Consider the following 21464-nt stretch of genomic DNA (forward strand, 5'->3'; position numbering starts at 1 on the left):
AAAGATGAAAAAACTATCATGGACACTAGCGTTATCAGCATCATTATTACTAGGAGCTTGCTCTATGTCACCAAATGGTGATGATTCAGCTTCGAAAGACTCGAAAAAATCAAATGACGATATGAAAATCGGTCTGTCTGTCTCAACTCTAAATAACCCATTCTTCGTTACATTATCAGATGGCGCAAAAAAAGAAGCGAAAAAAGAACATGTAAACTTAACAGTAGTAGATGCACAAGATAATGCATCGAAACAAGCTTCAGACGTAGAAGATTTAATTCAACAAGATGTAGATCTAATCATCATCAATCCAACTGACTCAGAAGCAGTAGCATCCGCAGTCGAATCAGCAAACGATGCAAAAATTCCAGTTATCACAGTTGACCGTTCATCAGACGGCGGTAAAGTTGTAGCTCATATCGCTTCCGATAACGTTAAAGGTGGAGAAATGGCAGGCGACTATTTGAAATCATTGATTGGCGATGGAGCGAAAGTAGCTGAGCTTGAAGGTGTTGCAGGTTCATCAGCAGCCCGTGATAGAGGAGAAGGTTTCCATAAAGTAGCAGATAAAGGCTTAGATGTAGTCAAAAAGCAAACAGCTAACTTTAACCGCTCTGAAGGTCTAACAGTTATGGAAAATATCCTACAATCTAATCCAGATATTAAAGGCGTATTTGCGCACAATGATGAAATGGCTTTAGGCGCACTAGAAGCAATTGAAGCTGCAGGCAAAAAAATCAAAGTAGTCGGCTTTGATGCAACTGATGATGCTGTAAAAGCTGTAAAATCAGGTAAGTTAGCAGCAACAATCGCACAACAACCAACAGAAATTGGCGAAATTGCTGTAGAAACAGCTGTTAAATCCCTAAAAGGTGAAAAAGTAGAGAAAAATATTCCAGTCGACCTAGAACTAATTAAGAAATAAGAGTAGCAAAAAAAATCACACTTCATTTGAAGTGTGATTTTTTTATACCTCATTCAGAGTGAGTACCCCGAATGATTCGTATAATTATCTTCTATTTTCAGAGAAATAACATATCCCTCTTAGTCATTTGCAAACTGGTGTCATGTGTCAATGTGTCGGTAAAAGTATATGCCAAACCCAGAGAACGTGGCTTTGTAGTATGTGTGAACAAACAATACCACAGGCAACAGAAAATGCATTGCTCGATTGGTTTTTACTTTTCAAACCTTCTATCACTCATGAGGAATGTAAAAAATACCTTCAAGAGTGTTCACAAAAATCTATTACAAGATCGATTAGTAGGACAAGTCTCCTACAAAACGGGAATACCCGGTCGAGAAAATACATCTATCGATACAATCAGCCTCTTTTCGTCAAATTACTTGAAAAATCCCCCAAATAAAGTTGCAATCTTTTACATTCCTATCTAAAATAAAAGAAAGAATGTGCAGTATATTCGCAGATTTTCTTGCTCTGTTTGAGACTCTCGTACAGGGCTTTCTTCATTTTCATTCTATGAATCTTGAAGAAGGATGCGATTAAAGGAGAAAAAAATATGATACTGAGGATAAACCCGTTTAGAGGGATTTTTACACCCGCTGTTTATAGAGGAATATTAGCGGAAGCAGAGCATTATAAACGTTATCGTCTTTCTATTATTTTATTATATCTGGCAAGTATTTTAATCTACATGGTGGGTAGCTCGCTTGGCATTGGGAGTGAATCCATCTCGAAGGAACTACCAACGCTCACAGATTCTGCCTTTGAAGCGAGAAAGCAACTTTTCTTAATAGGAAAGCTGCTGCAAGCCCTTATCATTCCAACCATCTTCTTATATTTAAGCAGCTTATATTATGTGGCTTTTGCCAATGGACAGTTCCGCAAAATGATGATTATGCAAATGAATGTATTGGGACTTTTCCTTATTGAGAAACTCCTCCTTATTCCATTATTTTTGGGACTAAATATTGGGTCTGCATCAAATGTTTTTTCATTTGGCGTCATCGCACAATATATCACTTCGAATGTTATTGCTATACACTTTTTAAGTGAACTCACTTTATTCCGGGTAGCGATGTTCTTCTTATCATATTTCTATCTAACGAAGTTAATTGAGGGACGTAAGCAAACGCTATTCGTACTGAATGTGATACTATATGCCATTTATTGGATCTTTGCAGGTTTCATATCTTATATGAAGATAGAATTCTTTTTCTAAAGGAGATTGGAAAAATTGAAGAAGTGGAGCAAGTCGATTATTGCCGTATTGGCCATTGTGTTTGTTCTATGCAATGTGTATCTTCTTTTAAAAGAAAATAGCAAAGCTGAAAGAACAATTAATGTTCGAGATTGGACAAGAGTAGAAAAGGATAATGTGAAAAAATTATTTTATACAAAAGGTGTGACAGAGCCAGAGTCTGAAACCCATGTATATTTTGATAAACGCAAGGGTTCATTAGATAAAATCCTTGTAAAAGAGGGCGAAACGGTGACTGCTGGAACCCCGTTATTTGTGTATGATGCGCAAAAATTGGAGGACAAAAAAGCAGTACTAGAAGACCGGAAAGAACGGCTGCAAAGCGAGATGAGCAGTGTGGAAAATGAAATTACAGAATTGCAGCAAATTAAACAACAAGCTCCAGCGGATACAGCAAAAACAGAAACAGAAAACAAAAAAGTAAAAGTAGATGTAAATATAGATACCTCTCCAATTATTGATAGCAATGTACAACAAAAAATAGCTGCGGCTCAAACGGAAAAGAGCAAGCTAGAAGCAACTCTAGCTGAAAATGATGCGAAACTATCACGGATTGATGAGCAATTACAAGATTTAAATGTAGTGAGTCCAGTTGATGGGCAAGTAACAAATATTAACCCTGAACTGCAGGATCCTATGATTACAATTGCCTCTGCTAGTTCAGCGGTAAAGGGAAACTTGCCTGCAACACGGGTGCACGAAGTTCAAGAAGGACAAGCAGTTAAATTGTATTCACCGCTGTTGGATCAGTATTATACAGGTGAAGTATCGCAAGTTATTGCTATTCCTGACTATAAAACTGCCAAAAAAGAACCTATGTATTCTTTTTTGGTTAAATTAGGGAATGAAAGTGACAACAGTGCAATTGAGGATACACCAACTGATGAGGCAACAGGAATCACAAGCGAAGCTGAAGAAAATACCACAGAAACAAGTGGCAACACGGATGCCGCGAAAAGTACAGACAAACAACCAAAGGTAAATCTAAATAACGAGGCGTCGACGGTAGCTGAAAAAGAAAAACCGTTGTTACTCGGTACAAAAATGGATATGCAGGTAACGTTAGCTGAAGCTCTTCAAGTGCCTGTTATTGCATCACAGTCTATTGAAAAAGAAAATAAAAAATATTATGTATACCAAATGACGAAAAATGGCATGGTCCGAAAACAACCGATTCAAATAGGGGTATCTTATAAGAAAAAAAATCAGGTTATTGATGGCATTCTTACAAAGGATACAATCGTAACAAATGAACAAAACGTCAAAGTTTCTGATCCATCTCCGTTTATTACACCAAGTAAATCAGAGAACTTGAATAAAAAGGATATCAAAGCGTTACCTTCTATTCAAAAGGCAAAATATATCCTTATTGGTCTTTTTGAATAATAGTAAGCTGTAGGCGAGTCAAATCTCGTCTACAGTTTTTTTTGTTTATGCACCTTTTGTCGATTGATGCTAGGTAACTACTTTGTCGTATAATGGCTTTTCCTTTTAAATAAACGAGGGGTTCATACGACAAATATGGATACTATTTGCTATGCAGGACCTCATCCTTTATGGATCTATCTTATTTATGCTATATTCGAAAGAAGGGAATAAATGGAGAGAAGTAAAAAATCTCATGTACCCTTTACTATTTGAAAAAGGAGCGATAAATATGAAATCTCGATTAGAGCATTTTATTAATGGCGAATGGGTTGCATCTACAGGAAGCGAAACAATTGATGTCATTAATCCTGCAACGGAGGAAGTAATTGGCCAAATCAGCAGTGGGACAGAGGAAGACCTAGATAAAGCTGTTGCTGCCGCACGGGAGGCTTTTCCTTCTTTTTCACAAACTTCAAAGCAAGAACGCATTGATTTACTGAACCGAATTGCGGACGAATATGAAAAACGCAAAGACGATATTATAGAAACGATCACACAAGAACTTGGTGCGCCAATAAAAATGAGTGAAAAAGTACACTACAATATGGGGCTTTCTCACTTTAGACAAGCAGCTAAAGAGCTTGAAGCTTTAGAGTTCACCGAAAAAAGAGGCTCCACTCTTATTACAAAAGAGGCGATCGGAGTGTCTGGGCTAATTACACCTTGGAATTTCCCAACTAACCAAACTTCTACAAAGCTTGCAAGTGCCTTTGCGGCAGGAAGTACAGTTGTTTTAAAACCTTCTGAGCTAACACCTTTTGCTGCCATTATCTTGGCAGAAATCTTTGAAGCAGCAAATGTACCAAAAGGAGTGTTTAACCTTGTAAACGGTACTGGTGAAGTTGTCGGAAATGGCATTAGCTCTCACCCTGATATCGACTTTGTTTCATTTACAGGTTCAGGTGCTGTCGGCCAAAAAATTACTGAAAATGGCGCGAAAACGATAAAAAAAGTAGCATTAGAACTTGGTGGGAAATCTCCTCTTATTGTTCTTGATGATTATGATGTAAAAAAAGCTGCAAAAATTGCAGTGGGCAATATTTTATCCAACTCAGGCCAAGTCTGTGCAGCTGCGACGCGTACGTTAATTCCACAATCAATGAAAGATGAGTTCATTGAGGCAGTTCAAGAGGTTCTTCCAGAATTCCCAGTTGGAGATCCATATGACCGCAGCACGTACTTAGGGCCACTCGTATCTGAAAAACAATATAATCGAGTACAGGATTATATTAAAAAAGGGCAATCTGAAGGTGCCACACTTGTTGTCGGTGGTACGGGCAAACCTGAAGGATTAGATAAAGGCTATTATGTAAAGCCAACTGTTTTCGCGGATGTGAAAAATGATATGACCATAGCTCAAGAGGAGATTTTTGGTCCAGTAATGTCTATCCTAACCTATGAAACTCTTGATGAAGCCATTGAGATTGCGAACGATACCATTTTTGGATTAGCAGGTTATGTTGTTGGTGAAGATAAAGACATATTATTAAAAGTGGCTTCTTCTATCAGAGCGGGCCGCATCACTATAAACCAAGTACCAGCTGATTATGCTGCTCCATTTGGCGGCTATAAGCAATCAGGTATCGGACGAGAATGGGGCGTATACGGAATCGAGGAATACTTAGAAATTAAATCGATTATCGGTATGCCATCATAATATATTGAAGCATAAAAAACATCCAAGTTCCGTAATAGAACTTGGATGTTTTTTTACATCTCAATAAATATTTCATTTAATTTATTAAAGCCCATTACAATTCTTCCGCTATTCGTAATACTCATACCTTCAGGTTCTCTATTGGTGTTCAACCGTAGTTTCTGGCTTTGGCTTCCATCAGGATTCACTATCATATATTCGCCATTTGAAAGGATATAATATTTCCCCTTGCCATATGCAAAGCCTTGTACTTCCTTACCTGGGGTTGTTCCGACAAGTCCGTTAATGTGTACCTTTTCTCGCCAATCACGACCAGCCTCTTTTCCTTTTCCTAAATGAATCTTGTTGAGGTCATAACCATTGCCGGATTTAGAAACGCCAACAGCTGTATTTTTATCCAACATGGTAATAACATTGGGATGGATTGTCGACGGAACCAGCCATTTGCGTTCCACTTTAAATGTTTTTACATTGATTTTTTGCAATGTATACCGGCTTTGTCCCCGTATATCTGCTAATTGATATAAGTAGCCATCTTTATAGGCAATAGCTTGGCCATGACCAATCGTGAGACGCTCACTCTTTTTCAAAAGTTTCCCTTTGGAGCTATATTTATAAATATACCCGTACCGCGTTTTATCACCTGTTGAGTAGGTGAGGTAATATTGTTGATGCTCATCGACTGTGACGCCTTGTAATCCCTTTGCTTTTGAGCCTGTAACACCTGCTGGGTCTCTGTAGGGATAAAAAAGTGTCTTCGCTTTTAATTGCTTACTCAACTGTAATGTATGAACTGGATTAGATTTGGCTGTAGCTGATACTTGTATAGCTAAAAGAACAACTACTAAAAGTAGTAATAATCTCAGATTTTTCATGATGATTGAACTCCTTTTTGATAAATTATAGTTTAATTATCGGTTAGAAGTTTGATTTATTCACAAAAAAGCTCCTTCTGTTTGTAGCCAAACAATAGGAGCTTTTTTTATATACCCATTCCGCCATCTGCAGGCATTGGATCGATTTCTTCGTTGTCGACATCAATTTTTTGAGAGTCATCCACAGGTTTTATAGGGTTATCATGATTTTTTTCTATATACTTTATCAGTTTTGTCTCTTTCTCCTTATCTTCATGGAAGAGATTGTCTAGTTGATTATCAATAAAATTCATTGATGTGGATAACACAAGTTTGACGTCATCGTATACAGAAGAAAGTGTGGCTGGTGCAGCGGCAAATAATTCAACACTATTTTTGTTCCAATCTAGAAACTTAGTTGATGATGTATTCAATGTATAATAAATGCCTGCTCCAAAAGATATGGCGCAAATAAGTGCTATACTGATTAATTTTTTCAACATACATAATTCCACCTTTATAAACATTCGTTAAGATCATTATGGACAAAATTATACAAATTTAATCAATCAACAGGATAGAAATCGACAGCCCTCTAAAACCGGATAAAATGCACTTTTTGAGGAAACCTAAAATAGGAGGTGATCTTTTGAGTTTAGACAATCATTCAAAAAAATCATTGGATTTTAAGAAAGTATACGATCAAAATTCACAGGTTGAAGCTACAAGCGATGCAATCAAAACGATTGTAGGTCAGTATGGCGGAACGATGACATCTGCCTACAGTCATCCAGTCGATTATGAGAAACCCCCCTTATTTTCATCCGGTGGTGTCAGTCAACATCAAGCTAAAGGAGAACCTGATCAACCACAATCCACAGATGTGTGAATAAACAAAAATGAAAGGAGAGACAACAGATGAATAAAAAATATACTGAAGTGGGTACAGACATTGAGGACGTCAAAAGGCAAAATGCGATGTCTGGTCCATCTTACAATGAAATAAAAGAAATAGTAGCAAATCATGAATGGACAGATACACAATCTAATGGCAATATGATTGACCCGGAAACGCCAAAAAAGTATACATGGACTGGAACGGATATTGAGGAAGTCAAAAGGTTAAATGCCACTTCTGGTCCTAGCTATAAAGAAATCTTTGATATGTTAGATGAAAAGTACAGCAACAGATAGGTTAAAGCCTCCGAACATTTACGGAGGCTTTTTCATATGCTTTTTAAAAATTAAATATAAATTGTCCACATCAGACATATAGTGAAATATAGAAACGAAATGGAAGATTGGATGATGAATTATAGATAAATCCGTATTAATTATGGTTGTGATGCGCCTGATTTCAGGAAGTCTTGAAATTACTGCCGCATTATTTATGTTTAGGTTCAACAACCTAGAGAAGGCATTTTATATCAATACAATGCTAGCGTTAGTGGGTCCGACTGTACTGATTATTACCACAGCCGTTGCCATGTTTGGGCTAGCAGATAAGATTTCTATGACGCGCATGATCTGCCTATTTGCTGGCGTTACGCTGATTCTTATTAGTATGAATGCCAAATGAATGATAAAAGAAGGACCGATTCAAAAGAATCTGGTCCTTTTTTATTCTGTCTTTGGTTCCAAGTTTTTATTTTTTGAACCAATCTCTTCCGCTTTAATCAATTTGACGACAAGCCATACCAAGATCAATCCTAATATGCTAGCGGTGATATAACTATGATTCAAATAGTTTTTCATTACAAGAGACATGACGGGTGGGCCAGCAGCAACGCCAATAAAGCGAGCAGCACTGTAAAAGGAGGTAACTGTACCGCGTTCTTCCTTTTTAATATTTTGAGTAATAATGGCATCTAGTACAGGAAGTAAGCAGCCTAGGGCAATGCTGGCAATACTTGCAACGATCAAAAGGAAAATTAAATGATCCTCTAAAAAACCAATAAAAGCAATACTCGCAGAGGTGATGATTAGTGAAATCAAAATCAGCTTTTTCAATGCTTTAATTTCGCCCTTTGCTTTTTTACCCGTAATAAAGGAGGCGATACATAGCATCAATAACGGAATGGCCAAGACAAATCCTTTCTTCACCCCTTTAATATCATGGGTGCTTTCCAGAACCTCAGACAGGAAAAACAACATGCCAAATAGTACAAGCATGACATAAATACCGCTTAAAAAGACAACAGACAGCCACTTGCCTTCTCTTGAAAATGTTCCTTTAACGTTGGACACAAATTCTTTGAAGGCGACAGGCTCGTCTTCATCCTTGGGGACTTTAATGAAGAAGAAAATTAAAATGATGGAAATTAAACTGAAGAAAGAAATCGAGAAGAAAGGTAAAAACCACAGAAAAGCAGCAAAAATTGAACCCAATATAGGACTCAGCACTTTACCGAATGTATTAGATGTTTCAATAATGCCAAGGCTGGATGTAGCCTTTTCTTCATCGCCATTAAAAAGATCCCCAACAAGAGGAATAACGATAGGCATTGCCCCCGCTGCGCCTATACCTTGAAGGACTCGTCCAATAATAATCATGGTGTAGGGGCTATCCAGCTTCCATGAGGCGATGGCTGATATTAATCCACCGATCAGAGCTAAAATTAAACATGGCAAAATAACGATTTTTCGTCCGAATCTATCCGATAAATAACCAGCTACTGGTATAAACAGAATGGCTGCAATAGAGTAGCTGGTAATAATCATACTGGATTGGAAGGAAGAAATATCAACTTTCTTTTCTAATATTGGCAATACAGGAATTAACATTGAATTGCCGAGCGTCATGACTAGAGGGATGGAAGCTAAGCTGAATATCGCCCAGAATCCAACCTTCACATCATCTTTATCCGTATTCCCCATGATAACACCTCAATTTTATTTGTTAGAGGTAGGTTTTCCGTAATGCACTTTTTTATGCAAACAGGGCTTGATAAGCTTGGTAGCCAAAATGAATACCGAAACCAATCATAGATAGAGACGATGCAATTGATATCCCATTTAAAAATTTTGTAGATAGTATTTTTCGTGAGCCGCTTGAAATACTAGCCATAAATAAATCTACAACGACGATTCCACATAAAATCACTAAACTAAATAATGCAACTTCCCATTGTTCCAACTTTCCGGTTTTTCCTACTAATACTGATCCATAGATACCCAGCCAAAAGAGGATGGTCAATGGATTTAATAGTGCAATAAAAAAACCTGACATAAAAGAATGCCGTAATCTTGTTGCTTTCTTAAAGTTACCATCAAGCTTTAGTTTATGAAGTGTTAATAAATTTTCAATCCCTGTGTACAATAACACGAAACAGCCAAACGACCATAAGATTGTTTTTACAACCTGGTATTCAATAAATTGTCCAATACCAAAATAAACTAATGTCATGTACATCATGTCAGTTGTAATGGAGCCTAAGCTAAAAAACCAAGCGTGAAAAAACCCGTTTTTTATCCCAAGGTTTAGCAGGGTTGCCTTAACTGGTCCAATCGGTGCGGCTAAAGATATGCCTAATAAGAAATAAGGGAAAAAAGAGTGCATTGTGGTTTCCTCCGTTTTGTGGTGTCTTACATCCTATTCAGCGGAGACAACCATTACGACTAATAGAGAAAAAATTTCTAAGGAGGAACCGAGTGATTAAAGTTTTAGTATGGCTCAGGATGGATATGCTTACACATATGAGAAAAGAGGAGTGTTATTAATGAAAGAATTTAAAGTAACTTACTTTTTTGACCAAGAACATTATGTACGACGTTTCATTTTTGTCGAGTCGCAAGCAGAAGCAGAAGCATTAATCCAAAGTGAAAGAGATCAATACATCCACTTTACAGATTCTAGAGGTATTTATCATGAACTCTTTACGGGGCATGTACGGGTTATCCAAATTTCAGAGTATCATAGAATAGATAAAACAAAAAAAGCGAAAGAGATAATCGACGGTAGTCATTTTTATTCATAGTGAGTGGCTCGCTTCTTAAATTAGATGCGAGCTTTTTTTTTGTAATATAAATTTGTTCTCATTATCACATTCTTGTCATATTCACCCCTTATAATGAACATGTTCAATAAATAACTACAAAAAATAAATATAACTAATAAAGATAATAACTGAGTTAATTTCATTTCACTAAAAAAGAGAGTATGGATAGTATTACGGATACGGCATCTTCTAAGGGATGCGATCGAGCTGGAAGCCTAGCGAACATGAAGCAATAGAGAGAGAAAGCTAATGTCGCTGAAAGTGCTGTCTGGAGAACAGATGACTGTTCGTCTATATGCTATTAAAAAGACTTTATGAGATTGATTCAACTAAGGGAGAATATTAAATGAGAAAACCATTATTAACAGCAATCGCACTAAGTTCGGCACTACTATTTACAACAGTGGGAGAAGAAACAACCGCATCAGCAGCTACAGTTACATACAAAGTAAAATCAGGCGACACCCTTTCTAAAATAGGAAGCAAATATCATATTTCATACAAAACAATCATGAAATTAAATCATATGAAGTCTACAAAAATATATGTAGGCCAAAAATTAAAAGTAAAGAAAACAAAAGCTAAAAAGAAAGCTACGAAAAAGGTTAGCAAAAGTGTTGCAGGCGTTTCAACCTCGTCTAACGGTTCCAAAGCTCTAGCAATTGCTCTTAAGCAACAGGGGATAAAATACGTTTTTGGCGGCTCGTCAAAAAACGGTTTTGATTGCAGCGGACTTATTTACTATGCATATAAAAAAGCAGGATACTCTGTATCACGCACAAATGCCCAAGGTTTTTATGCACGTTCATCTGCAACCAAATCACCTCGTATTGGCGATTTAGTTTTCTTTAAAAATACATATAAATCAGGAATTTCACATATCGGTATTTATATGGGCAACAGCAAGTTTGTTAGTGCAAGTGGTACAAAGGTTCAAGTTAGCTCTGTGAATGAATCTTACTGGAAAAAACACTTTGCTGGTTACAGACATTTATAATTTGATATAAACGAAAACCATTTAGTTGAAAAACTAAATGGTTTTTTTGACATAATTAAGGGTAGGTTCTGTAATTTTTTTCATTTTACATTGAAAAGTTGAATCTCTCACTGTTATAATAATGATGAAAAAAGGCCTAATTATCTTTTAAGATAACAGGAATTTTTACTTAATCGCTGAGGAAGTGAGAAATTTGACGATGGATGAACTAAAATGGGAAGACCTTCAAAAGAAAAACTTTTACCTATTTTTAATGGTCTTTATTTGCTCTGGGTTAGGCACAATTGCGCAGCTTATATTGTCATCAACAAATTTGGTAAGGATTAGTCTGGGAATATCTTTTATACTTTTTATAATCGCTTATGTTGCACAGAAAAAAATTAATGCCTTAAAAATTGCTTTCCCATACTTTGTTATTGCCATGATATTTCTAATTAGTATGACTTTGATTTTTGGCCAAGGTGAATCAACACTCGGTACTATTGCTTTAAGCTTTTTCTTAATTATAGTGGCAAGTATTCATTCTAATCGAAAGATTTACTTTACCGGAGTAATCCTCGGCCTTATTACAATTTATATGAACTATGCCAATTTTAAAAATGAAGATATACATAGTCAATTGGCCAATGTCGTATTAGTTTATTTATTAATGATTATTGGATTATATCTACAAATTTTGCAAAATGGTAGAGTGCTCGACCAAGCGTTGGGCTACTTACGCACAGTACATGAGCAGGCAGAAAAGGAAAAAGATACTTCGAATAAGCTGAATACAACAGTCGGTACAATAACTTCTAATTTAAACGACATTAAAAATACTTTCGAAAACACCACTACTTCATATCAAGAGATGCTAGGGGCAGTGAGTGAGGTAAGTGCTGGAGCAGAACAGCAGAATTATCGGATCAATGATATCGCACAAGATATCCAATATATGCACAAAACGGTCCTCGATATTGGACGCTCGTTAGAAGGCGCTAAAAATGAAACAGAGGAAGCTGGGCAACAAGCAACACAGGGTGCGAAAAATATGAAAGAAATGAAGGATGAAATCGATAATTTCTCTGGATTTTTCCAACAGCTTTCACAATCCGTTGAAACGCTGACTTCTAAAATTCAAGAAACCAATACATTCACAGTTGCGATTAAAGGGATTACAGAACAAACTAATCTGTTGGCCCTCAATGCTTCTATTGAGGCTGCACGTGCCGGTGAATATGGGAAGGGCTTCGCTGTTGTAGCAGAAGAAATTCGTAAACTGGCTTCCACTACTGCAGATACATTGGTGAAAATTGATGAAAATCTAAGCAATGTCAACACATACAATGAAAGCACCTTAAGCCAATTACAAGTAGGGGCAAAACGTGTCGAGCAACAAGTAGAAACTGTAGAAAAGTCAGTAAATGCGTTTAATCATTTATATACTGCTATGCAAAACCTGAATCAGCAAATGATAGTAGTAGCAAGTGAAATTAAAAGTGTTGAAGACAAGACAGGCACTATTGAAGCGAATACAAATGAATTTGCGACAATTATTGAGGGAAGCACTGCTTCATTAGAAGAGCTCAATGCTACACTAAGTATGCTAGCGGATGACCAGAAAAAAACTGCCAGTAATCTCGTGGAAACATACGAGGCGGCTACACAACTATAGATGAAAAACCAGCGATTGCTGGTTTTTTTGTTGGTCAAAGAAATGTTCCTTTCCGATACTCTTTACTCATTGTTAATCTATTGGTATAAAGGCCCAATTGCCTTAGTCATTTGACCATATGATACAAAGAATAATGAAAAGGGAGTGTTTAAAGAATGGTTCAACCTTTTGATGGGCAAGGCGTTAATTACATGAGAGAAAATATGGAGTATAACCCATGGATGTCACAAATGAGTCAACAGCACGGCGGGTGGCATTCTGGCGATCAATGGGGACAGGGTCATGATTGGAATCAAAACTATGGACATATGCAGCATCAACAACATGGCAACTGGAATATGGGACACCATGGAGGTCATGGAGGTCATGGAGGGCATGGAAGTCATGGAAGTCATGGAAGTCATGGATATCCAATGCATCATGGCTACCATCAATCCTATCCTTGGCAATCAAGTCAACAACACTGGCGTCCAACACAACAACATTGGCAAACATACCCGATGCACCATGATGGCCATCATCAACAATGGCAACAATGGAACCCAGGCCATCCATGGATGTAATTTAATATAAAAGTAGAAGGGCTGGCACAGAATTTTTCTGGCCAGTCCTTTTTGGTATGTGAATAAAAACCTTTCTATTTGCCTTAGACTTATTCAACATTGGCAATATAGGAGGAGTTTTAGTGGAGCAATCTATAACACAGCCAGCTAGTAAAAGGCAATTTATGAATGTTTATATATTATTTATATTATGCTTGTTAGATACAATTTTAACAGACATAGGCTTACGCACTCATATTATTGGAGAAGCCAATCCTTTAATGAATTGGATATATAGCTCGAGTAAAATAGCCTTTTATTTAATGAAATTAGCTTTGCCTGTAGCTCTCATTGTTATTCTAAGTAAGATGAGGGCTACTTTATTGGTAAATCTATTTTTAAGAGCAGCGCTTGTTATCTATAGTATTGTTTTTCTTATGCATATTAGTTGGATTGTGAGTGTATTGGCGCTTTCTATTTAAATAATTTTAACCTTTAGTATGGTTAAAATTAACGTAATTTAGGCCGTTTAAGTTAAGAAAGTAATGAAAAAAGTTAATCAGCTTTTAACAGTGTAAAATAACAAAACCGCTAATTAACAGGTTTTTGAGAGAAAAAAGGGATTTTATAGTGAATTTAATAGGAAAATATGTTTATTTGACACTGGGTTTTAATAGTAATAATATAATATAAAATTATCCTGATTTATGTCGAATTTACAAATTATGTTTGATTTGATGGCGGGGAATTTTGTTTTATCGCTTTTATTTTATTAATGAGGAGGGAAATGAATTGATTAAACATGTTTACGCTTTATCTATTGAAACGCTTGCACTTATCCCATTTTACGAAAATGCGACAGGGAAGGTAAAAACTAAAATTATGGAGTTGGGGGGAGTTACACTAAGCGGTTTAAATCCAATCGAAATTATGGATGCCAATTTAAAATTTTCAGGCTCTAGCTTAACAGGCGCAGGACAAGGGACAAAGCATATTCTTGGTAAAGTTAAAATGCATCCGGTCACTATTAATGAAAGAGTCTGGTTTCCCGTTTTTTCGCCAAAGAAAGATGGCTGCATATGGTTAGCACTTAACCATATAAAAAGGTACAGTGCATACGGTAGCTTAGGCACTATTATTACTTTTACTAGTGGAACCGAATTAATAATGGATATTACAGTAAGTACATTTGAACGGAGAATGAATCGTGCATGCGCATTAAAAGCGCAAATAGAATACTATACGTTTTATATGCGAATTCCTCCAAAAGAAAAGAGAAACTATGCAAAATACGAGATTATTAAAGAAGAGAATAGCATCAACTATCAAATTAATAGAAAAACAAATCAAAAGGTTAAAGGTGACGATGAAGGCGAAGGCAACTTAGTACCTTAGTATTACTAGCAGAATAGAGAGGGAGACAAGCACAAAAGCCAGAATGGTAAAGTATGTAGGCGCCTCTTTACCTACAATAGAGACATATAAAAAGATGCCCAATCTCTTAAAAGAGTGGGCATCTCTATCCTTAATTACTACCTTTAAATGTACCTGTCGCAAATCCAACGAGTTCATCTTCTTCGTCATAGAGACGGCCTTCTACAATGGTTGTTGAACGAGTTTGCGATATGATACGCGCTAGCCCTTTCACACGACCGTGAGTAACCGGCTTTAAAAAACGCGTTTCTAGTTGAATAGTAATTACATCTTTAAAACCAAGCGTATGTGTTGCAATGCCCATAACCGTATCAAGCGCTGACATGAAGACACCGCCGTGCATTGTACCCACCACATTGTTTAAGTCTTTTTTATAGTCAAAGGCAATTTCGGCAATTCCATCTTCAGCATGTATATATTCAAGTCCAAGTGTTTGCCAAAAAGGACTTTCTTCAAAACGTTGTTGAACAGATTTCATTGTTGTCAAAATAAATTCCTCCCCAAATTTTAACAGGCACATCTAACTATAAGTTCTACGTAATTATATCATATTTAGGCAAAATTCTTCAAAATTTTTAATAAAAAAGCGCTTTCATTCATTGGAAATAATGATATAGTATTATCTGAATAGTCTTACATACTATTATTATATTATTTTTAATTTTGAGTATTGTATTGTTATATAGCAGACTATACAATGAAGAAGAAACAAACTTACATATAAAATGGGAGAGTGTAGAGAGTGTTTAAAACAAAAATCGTCGCAACATTAGGGGCTGCTGCATTATTAATGACGCCTATGTCAGCTTTTGCCAAAACAACGCCAGCAAAACCAAAAGCACCAACAACTGTGCCAGTACAGTTTCTATCTATCAATGATATGCATGGTAATATCGGAGAGAGTTATAAAGCTACAGATGGTACACCAATCGGGGGAGCACCAGCTCTTGCTTATCACTTTGAGCAAGAAAAGGCAGCATTTGCTAAGAAGTACAAACTGAAAACAGCCGCAGCGAATACTTACAGAATTAGTGCAGGCGACTTAGTAGGCGGAAGTCCATCTTATTCAAGCTTACTTCAAGACGAGCCAACAATGAATGCAGCCAATGCAATTAAATTTACTGTTGGAGCACTAGGTAACCATGAATTTGATGAGGGAATCGATGAATTCAAACGAATTTTAAACGGCCTTGCACCGACCGAAGCAACACAAAACTATGAATTAGTAAAAGACTATAAATTGACTAAAAGCAATATGGAAATCCTAACTTCCAACATTGTGGATAAAAAATCTAAAAAAATCCTTAGTGGCTTCAAACCTTATACAGTGAAAAAATATGGTGGAGTTAAAGTTGGATTTATCGGTGTCGTTACACCAGACATTAAAACAGTAGTACTATCTAAACACGTTGAGAATATCGAAGTGGTAAATCCAGCAAAAGCAATCGCGAAATATTCAAAAGTTTTACGTAAACAAGGTGTAAATGCAATCGTTGTAGTTGCACACTCTGGTGCCTATAACACAGATGCAGACACATCAATTGAAACACAAGGAAAAGAGAAAATTTTAGGCCAAACAGTGGATATGCTGAAAGAGCTTGAAAAAATCGATTCGAAACACTCTGTAGACGTAGTAATCGGCGGCCATGATCATAACTTTGCAAATGGCGTTTACAAAAATACACGCATTATTGAGGCAAAATCGTTTGGTAAAGCTTACTCAGTTGTAACAGGTAAAATTAGCAAAAAGACAAAAGACTTTATTAAAACACCATCTGGTATTGTAAAATATAACTACTTGCCAACTGAAGAACAAATCAACAGCAACAAAGTATCTAAGAAAGTAAATGGCATTGTGAATGAAGCAAAATCTTTAGTAAAAGAGAAAATTGATGCGCCAATCGCAACAGCATCATTTGAATCCATTACAAGAGACCGTGTCGCTCATCCACTAGGCGGTTCTCCAGTAGGCAACTTAGTAACAGATGGACAATTAAGCCAAGCCAAAGCTCTAGGCTACAATGCTGACTTTGCTATGACAAACTCTGGTGGTATCCGTGCTGACCTTACTACAGTTAAAGACGGAGACAAAAATGTTATTACATGGGGTAAAGCGCAAGCAGTTCAACCATTCGGCAACTACTTGAAAGTTGTAGACATGACTGGTGCCAATATTAAAGAAGCAATCAACCAACAATTCACAGGTGGTTATGGCTTAGAAGTATCTGGCTTGCACTATACTTACAACTCAAAAGGTGTTGTAGATGTATTTGTAGGGGATACAAGTGAAAAAATCGATCCTGCAAAAACATATTCTGTTGTAATTAACGACTTTATTGCAACAGGTGGCGATAACTTCAAAGCATTCACAACAGCAACAAACGATAAAACAATCGAAGTAGACACTGATGCATTCATCAACTACTTAAAAGGTAAACAAACAATTGAAGAGCCAACAGAAGTTCGCAATGTAAAAGTGGACTAACATATTAATAAAAATCCTCTTGCCATAAAAGCAGGAGGATTTTTTTTGCCTTAGCGTTTCATTTCATATAATGTAAGGAAAATGATAAGATAAGAGTAAGTAATATTAATTACACACTAATGGAGGGTATTTAATTGAAATTTAAAAAACTTGCGGCAGCTTTATTTGCAGCTACTCTTGCTTTCTCAACTGTAGGGCCTGTTGTTTCAGACCATTTCAGCATCACAGCTGATGCAAGAGGTTACAAATCAGGCAAAAGAGGTTTTAATTCAAACGGTAATTCCAACAATTCTATTTTCAATAACAACAAATCCAATACAAATCGAAATACACAAGATAACAAAAACTCAAGCTTTAATAACAAAACTAACAAATCAAAAACTGCTAATTCAACTCCACGAAAAGGCGGGTTTATGCGTGGTATGATGCTCGGAGGACTGGCAGGACTTTTATTTGGCGGAATGCTTAGCAATATGGGTGCAATGGGCAACTTATTTGGTTTATTAATCAATGTTATTGCCATCTTGGTACTTATTATGTTAATCATGAAAGTCTTCCAAATGTTCCGCGGCAACAAAAAACGTGATGAGGACCGAAATGTATGGAAACAATAGTCTTATCAGAAGACCAATTAATTAACGCATTATGCGTATACCATGCACGCCAAATCAATGTAATGCCCGAAAATGTAGAGATCGAGCTTTGCTTTGATGACGATGAAGGTTACTCTGCTGATGCATATTATAATAATCGACAAGATACGTATCGTGTAGCCAATATGTTGTCCGCTATCCGCGCCTACTTACAGGAAGAAACGAACGTAGATCCTTATGCAGCAAGCATCCGATTAGAAATTGATGATGAAGAGGGCATGATTGCCGTTATAGAATAAGAAATAAAGCCATCCAATTATGGATGGCTTTTATTGTGGATAAAAATAAATTTATATTCATGTCTTATATATCTGAAATACAAAGTAATACTATATAGTTTGAAATTAACTAAGCATTTTATTGCTATATGTAGAAACTCTGTAGTGGTGGAATAAAGAAATAGTATATACAAAAAGTACTATACACTAGCGGGGAACAGGAGTATAAAAATAAGATGTTGTTTCACTTACTTTTTTACAAATATATTCAGTAAAAAGCGAATGTTAGTCAAAATTTGTCGAATAAAGTGGTATTAAACCAAAAAAAGACGAACTTTGTAGTTCAAAAGTTTATTTTCAAAATAAAAAAGAACTAGGAAATTGTTAAGGAAAATATAATAATAAAGCTTATAGATAAACCAATGAAAATTAAAAATATGTTTTTATGTAAAAAATTTTATAGTATTTTATCTAATATTAAACATTAGTGGAATTTATAATAAAAAAATACATAATACTAAGTAGAATAATAGTAATAAAAATTGGAAAATGATATAAATTTATTGGATATAATTATATATTATTCATATTTTATTCGTATTTTAATAAAAAAATATAAAAAACTATTATGCAAATTTAAATAATGTGATAATATAGTCGTTAAGGATTACGAATTGAAGGATTTTGGAAAAAAACTTATAAAAATTACGTAGTATCGTAATCCGTAAAATAGTTCATCTATAAAGGAGAATGGGAATTTTGAAAAATTATAAACTTATTAAAACTGCTGCTGCTGTTGCTCTAGGCGCTTCTGTCATAACAGCCGCCTTAGTGCCAGGTTCAACAAGCGCATTTGCAGCTTCTAAATACAAAGTATCAAAAGGTAAATTAGTAAACGCTAAAACTGGTAAGGTTGTAAAAGGTTATGTTGTTTATAATTCAAAACTTTACTACAATGGCAAATTGAAAACTGGCTACAAAACAGTTGGTTCAGGCAAAACAATCAAACTTTATTTCAATGGATCACTTAAAAAAGGTTACAAAACAGCAAAAGAAAATAAATTGTTGTTCTACAATGGATCACTTAAAAAAGGCTACAAAACAGCTGGTAACGGTGAACGCCTTTACAAAGATGGCTATCTTGACAAGGGCTACGAAGTATATGGGGATGTTGATAAAGATCCATCTCTATACTATAACGGCTACCTTAAATCAGGTTACAAAACAGCTAACAACGCAACTTTAATGTTCTACAATGGTAAATTATCAGAAGGCTACAAGACTGATAAAAATGGTACAGTTCTATATAATGAAGGTCGCTTAAACAAAGGATTTGTAAAAGTAGAAGATAAATTTTACAATGACGCAGAGCTAGCTAATGGAACTTTTGAGTATGAAGGTAAAAAAATTGAAATAAAAGATGGTATGGTAGTTTCTTTAAATGTTGAATCTGTAAAAGCTATTGATACTACATCAGCAAAAGTTTCATTTAGCAAAGCAATTGACTCACTTGACAAATCTGCATTCGAAGTAGTAAACAAAGCGACTGGTGAAAAACACGTAGTAAAAGCAGTTACATTGTCTGAAGATAAAAAATCAGCTACTTTAGAATTCTATAATGCATTTGCAGCTAATACTACCTATACTGTAAACACTAAAATAGGTGAAGATAATGTTACAAATGATTTAGTAATAGGTTCATTAAAGCCATCATCAGTGGAAGTAGCAAATCAAACTGTACAAGCTGATACTAATACAGTACTAGATTACAAAGTTAAAGACGAAAGCGGAGTAGATATTACTGCTTCATACCAACCTGGAACAACTGGTGTATCATTTGAATCAGCGTCTACTGCGATTAATAAAACAACAGGTGTAATTAACCTTGCTAAAGGTTCATCTATCAAAGCGAAAGTTGTAATTAAAGATGCTGATAAAGTTTTAGCTGAAAGCTCTGAAGTAACTATTTCTGCACAGGAAGCAGTAGCTTCAACAATTTCTGCTTGGACTGTAACAACTAGTGTTACTCCTGATTTCTCTAAACCAGCTTCAACAATTTATGGTTCAGGATATTCTTTAAAAGCTCAAGCAAAAGATCAATTAGGTAATGTAATTGCTGGTAATTTCACATATGAATCACAAAATAATGGTGTGGCAGTAGTTGATAAAACAACTGGTACCATTACACCTATGGGAACAGGCGTGGTTCCTGTGAAAATCTCATTAGTGAATGATGGCAAAGTAGTAGATACTAAAACAGTTGAAATTAAAGTAAACGCTGCAAAAGCAGTAGACTCGATTAAAGCTGAAAAGTCTTCTTTATTATTATCTAATACATCTGCAGATTCACAAGATTTAGCTGTTTCAGTTAAAGATCAATACGGTAATGCTTTTAGTACTGAGTTGAACAAGGAAGTTTTAGATAAAGACGGTAAAGCACTTGCTAAAGATGTAAATGTACCAACTGTAAAAGTGGAATCTGTAGCTGAAAAAACAGGTGAGTACACAGTAAATATTGCAACAGATAGTACGACAACTGCTGGCACATATACTGTAAAATTAGTAGCTGGTGAAAAATCAGCTACATTCACAGTAACTGTAAAACCTTCTGGGGAAGCAACTTCTTACGTTGCTAAAGAAATTCCAACGACAGTTGATTTAAAAGAAGCTTCTTTAAGCTTTTCTCCTAAGTTATATACTTCAGATGCTGAGGGTTTAACAGTTAAAGATGTAACTTCTGATGCAACAGTATCTGTTTCAGATAACGAAGGTGTAACTGTAAGTGGGGGTACAGTAACTGTTAATAAAGAAAAAGTTAAAGCTGGGGATACATTCACAGTTGTTGTAAAAGTTGGTCTTAATACTGTAGCTTCTAAAGTTGTAACTATAGTTGATACAACTTCAAAATATACTGCTGATTTTAAAGGGTACACTTTAACAGGAGAAATTAAGGGCAATCTAACTAATTTACTATCTAATAATGTAAGAGTTTTGATAGACGGTAAAGAAACAGATGTTTCAAAAACATTGAATGTTAAATCTACAAAATTTGTTGCAACTGATTCTACAGTAGTAAAGAATGATGGAGAACTTGCTGAAGGTACTGCGACCGTATATGTACAAGAAATTACTCTTTCAAATGATAAAGTTGTTACTTTCAATACACCTGTAAAATTCACTGTAAATGTTACTAAATAATTATCTCAAATGCATGGAACTAGTTTATAGGTAAACAGTTTAAGAAAAAGACCTTGATCTCATAGTAGATAAGGTCTTTTTATCTTTCGAGAAGTTCTAAGAGTTAATTGGTGTTTATCTTTTT

General features: G+C 35.7%; 22 protein-coding genes. 17 read left to right on the forward strand and 5 right to left on the reverse strand.

What is annotated here, in order from left to right; translation table 11 throughout:
* The first annotated feature begins 4 nt into the window (after positions 1 to 4).
* The 4 genes from rbsB to F0527_RS02075 all read left to right on the forward strand — a co-directional run bounded on the left by rbsB (position 5) and on the right by F0527_RS02075 (position 5307).
* Positions 5 to 925, forward strand: coding sequence for a ribose ABC transporter substrate-binding protein RbsB (gene rbsB / locus F0527_RS02060; RefSeq protein WP_150283631.1), 921 nt, complete (start codon positions 5 to 7; stop codon positions 923 to 925).
* Positions 926 to 1520: 595 nt separating this feature from the next.
* On the forward strand, positions 1521 to 2183 hold the full coding sequence (locus tag F0527_RS02065) for a hypothetical protein (RefSeq protein WP_150283632.1): 663 nt from the start codon (positions 1521 to 1523) through the stop codon (positions 2181 to 2183).
* A 15-nt stretch (positions 2184 to 2198) separates the two neighbouring features.
* Positions 2199 to 3608 (forward strand): efflux RND transporter periplasmic adaptor subunit, encoded by a 1410-nt coding sequence (locus F0527_RS02070; protein WP_150283633.1) that lies wholly within the window; start codon positions 2199 to 2201, stop codon positions 3606 to 3608.
* Positions 3609 to 3879: 271 nt separating this feature from the next.
* Positions 3880 to 5307: an aldehyde dehydrogenase family protein gene (locus F0527_RS02075; RefSeq protein WP_150283634.1), complete on the forward strand. Its 1428-nt coding sequence runs from the start codon at positions 3880 to 3882 to the stop codon at positions 5305 to 5307.
* A gap of 53 nt (positions 5308 to 5360) precedes the next feature.
* Here the strand turns inward: F0527_RS02075 and F0527_RS02080 are convergent, their stop codons facing one another.
* Positions 5361 to 6182, reverse strand: coding sequence for a hypothetical protein (locus F0527_RS02080; RefSeq protein WP_150283635.1), 822 nt, complete (start codon positions 6180 to 6182; stop codon positions 5361 to 5363).
* Positions 6183 to 6289: 107 nt separating this feature from the next.
* Positions 6290 to 6664: a hypothetical protein gene (locus F0527_RS02085; protein ID WP_150283636.1), complete on the reverse strand. Its 375-nt coding sequence runs from the start codon at positions 6662 to 6664 to the stop codon at positions 6290 to 6292.
* A gap of 146 nt (positions 6665 to 6810) precedes the next feature.
* On the opposite strand from F0527_RS02085, the gene F0527_RS02090 reads away from it, so the two are divergent.
* The 3 genes from F0527_RS02090 (at position 6811) to F0527_RS02100 (ending at position 7740) form a co-directional block, all read left to right on the forward strand.
* Entirely contained in the window at positions 6811 to 7050 is a 240-nt protein-coding gene (locus F0527_RS02090; RefSeq protein WP_150283637.1) for a hypothetical protein, read from the forward strand.
* Positions 7051 to 7079: 29 nt separating this feature from the next.
* Positions 7080 to 7355, forward strand: a complete 276-nt coding sequence (locus F0527_RS02095) for a hypothetical protein (RefSeq protein WP_150283638.1) — start codon at positions 7080 to 7082, stop codon at positions 7353 to 7355.
* Positions 7356 to 7473: 118 nt separating this feature from the next.
* Positions 7474 to 7740 carry a YqhV family protein gene (locus tag F0527_RS02100; protein WP_446738968.1) on the forward strand — a complete coding sequence of 89 codons (267 nt, stop codon included), beginning with the start codon at positions 7474 to 7476 and terminating at the stop codon, positions 7738 to 7740.
* A 41-nt stretch (positions 7741 to 7781) separates the two neighbouring features.
* Here F0527_RS02100 and F0527_RS02105 read toward each other — a convergent pair whose 3' ends face one another.
* Together F0527_RS02105 and F0527_RS02110 are read right to left on the reverse strand one after the other, a co-directional pair.
* Positions 7782 to 9038, reverse strand: coding sequence for an MFS transporter (locus F0527_RS02105; RefSeq protein WP_150283640.1), 1257 nt, complete (start codon positions 9036 to 9038; stop codon positions 7782 to 7784).
* A gap of 52 nt (positions 9039 to 9090) precedes the next feature.
* A complete protein-coding gene (locus F0527_RS02110; RefSeq protein ID WP_150283641.1) occupies positions 9091 to 9720 on the reverse strand; it encodes a LysE family transporter in 630 nt (209 codons plus the stop codon).
* A gap of 160 nt (positions 9721 to 9880) precedes the next feature.
* Here F0527_RS02110 and F0527_RS02115 point away from each other — a divergent pair, with 160 nt between their 5' ends.
* The 6 genes from F0527_RS02115 (at position 9881) to F0527_RS02140 (ending at position 14747) form a co-directional block, all read left to right on the forward strand.
* A complete protein-coding gene (locus F0527_RS02115) occupies positions 9881 to 10138 on the forward strand; it encodes a hypothetical protein (RefSeq protein ID WP_150283642.1) in 258 nt (85 codons plus the stop codon).
* Between the two features lie 367 nt (positions 10139 to 10505).
* The gene (locus F0527_RS02120) at positions 10506 to 11156 is read left to right on the forward strand and encodes a C40 family peptidase (RefSeq protein ID WP_150283643.1); all 651 of its coding nucleotides are present in this window, start codon (positions 10506 to 10508) and stop codon (positions 11154 to 11156) included.
* 199 nt (positions 11157 to 11355) lie between these two features.
* The gene (locus F0527_RS02125; protein ID WP_223823572.1) at positions 11356 to 12810 is read left to right on the forward strand and encodes a methyl-accepting chemotaxis protein; all 1455 of its coding nucleotides are present in this window, start codon (positions 11356 to 11358) and stop codon (positions 12808 to 12810) included.
* 155 nt (positions 12811 to 12965) lie between these two features.
* Positions 12966 to 13373 carry a hypothetical protein gene (locus tag F0527_RS02130; RefSeq protein ID WP_150283645.1) on the forward strand — a complete coding sequence of 136 codons (408 nt, stop codon included), beginning with the start codon at positions 12966 to 12968 and terminating at the stop codon, positions 13371 to 13373.
* Positions 13374 to 13495: 122 nt separating this feature from the next.
* Positions 13496 to 13834 carry a DUF5658 family protein gene (locus F0527_RS02135; protein WP_150283646.1) on the forward strand — a complete coding sequence of 113 codons (339 nt, stop codon included), beginning with the start codon at positions 13496 to 13498 and terminating at the stop codon, positions 13832 to 13834.
* A 310-nt stretch (positions 13835 to 14144) separates the two neighbouring features.
* Complete coding sequence (locus tag F0527_RS02140) at positions 14145 to 14747, forward strand: competence protein ComK (protein ID WP_190323362.1); 603 nt, start codon at positions 14145 to 14147, stop codon at positions 14745 to 14747.
* A 130-nt stretch (positions 14748 to 14877) separates the two neighbouring features.
* Here F0527_RS02140 and F0527_RS02145 read toward each other — a convergent pair whose 3' ends face one another.
* Positions 14878 to 15264, reverse strand: a complete 387-nt coding sequence (locus F0527_RS02145) for a PaaI family thioesterase (protein WP_223823573.1) — start codon at positions 15262 to 15264, stop codon at positions 14878 to 14880.
* Positions 15265 to 15528: 264 nt separating this feature from the next.
* Here F0527_RS02145 and F0527_RS02150 point away from each other — a divergent pair, with 264 nt between their 5' ends.
* From F0527_RS02150 to F0527_RS02165, 4 genes are all read left to right on the forward strand, one after another.
* The gene (locus F0527_RS02150; protein WP_066784486.1) at positions 15529 to 17271 is read left to right on the forward strand and encodes a bifunctional metallophosphatase/5'-nucleotidase; all 1743 of its coding nucleotides are present in this window, start codon (positions 15529 to 15531) and stop codon (positions 17269 to 17271) included.
* Between the two features lie 134 nt (positions 17272 to 17405).
* Positions 17406 to 17885 (forward strand): hypothetical protein, encoded by a 480-nt coding sequence (locus F0527_RS02155; protein ID WP_066784490.1) that lies wholly within the window; start codon positions 17406 to 17408, stop codon positions 17883 to 17885.
* The gene (locus F0527_RS02160; RefSeq protein WP_066784491.1) at positions 17873 to 18163 is read left to right on the forward strand and encodes a DUF2653 family protein; all 291 of its coding nucleotides are present in this window, start codon (positions 17873 to 17875) and stop codon (positions 18161 to 18163) included. The genes F0527_RS02155 and F0527_RS02160 overlap by 13 nt, the downstream gene beginning before the upstream one ends.
* A gap of 738 nt (positions 18164 to 18901) precedes the next feature.
* Entirely contained in the window at positions 18902 to 21340 is a 2439-nt protein-coding gene (locus F0527_RS02165; RefSeq protein ID WP_150283649.1) for a hypothetical protein, read from the forward strand.
* The last annotated feature ends 124 nt before the right edge of the window (positions 21341 to 21464 follow it).

The sequence above is a fragment of the Rummeliibacillus sp. TYF-LIM-RU47 genome (assembly GCF_008638315.1).
Lineage (GTDB): Bacteria > Bacillota > Bacilli > Bacillales_A > Planococcaceae > Rummeliibacillus > Rummeliibacillus stabekisii.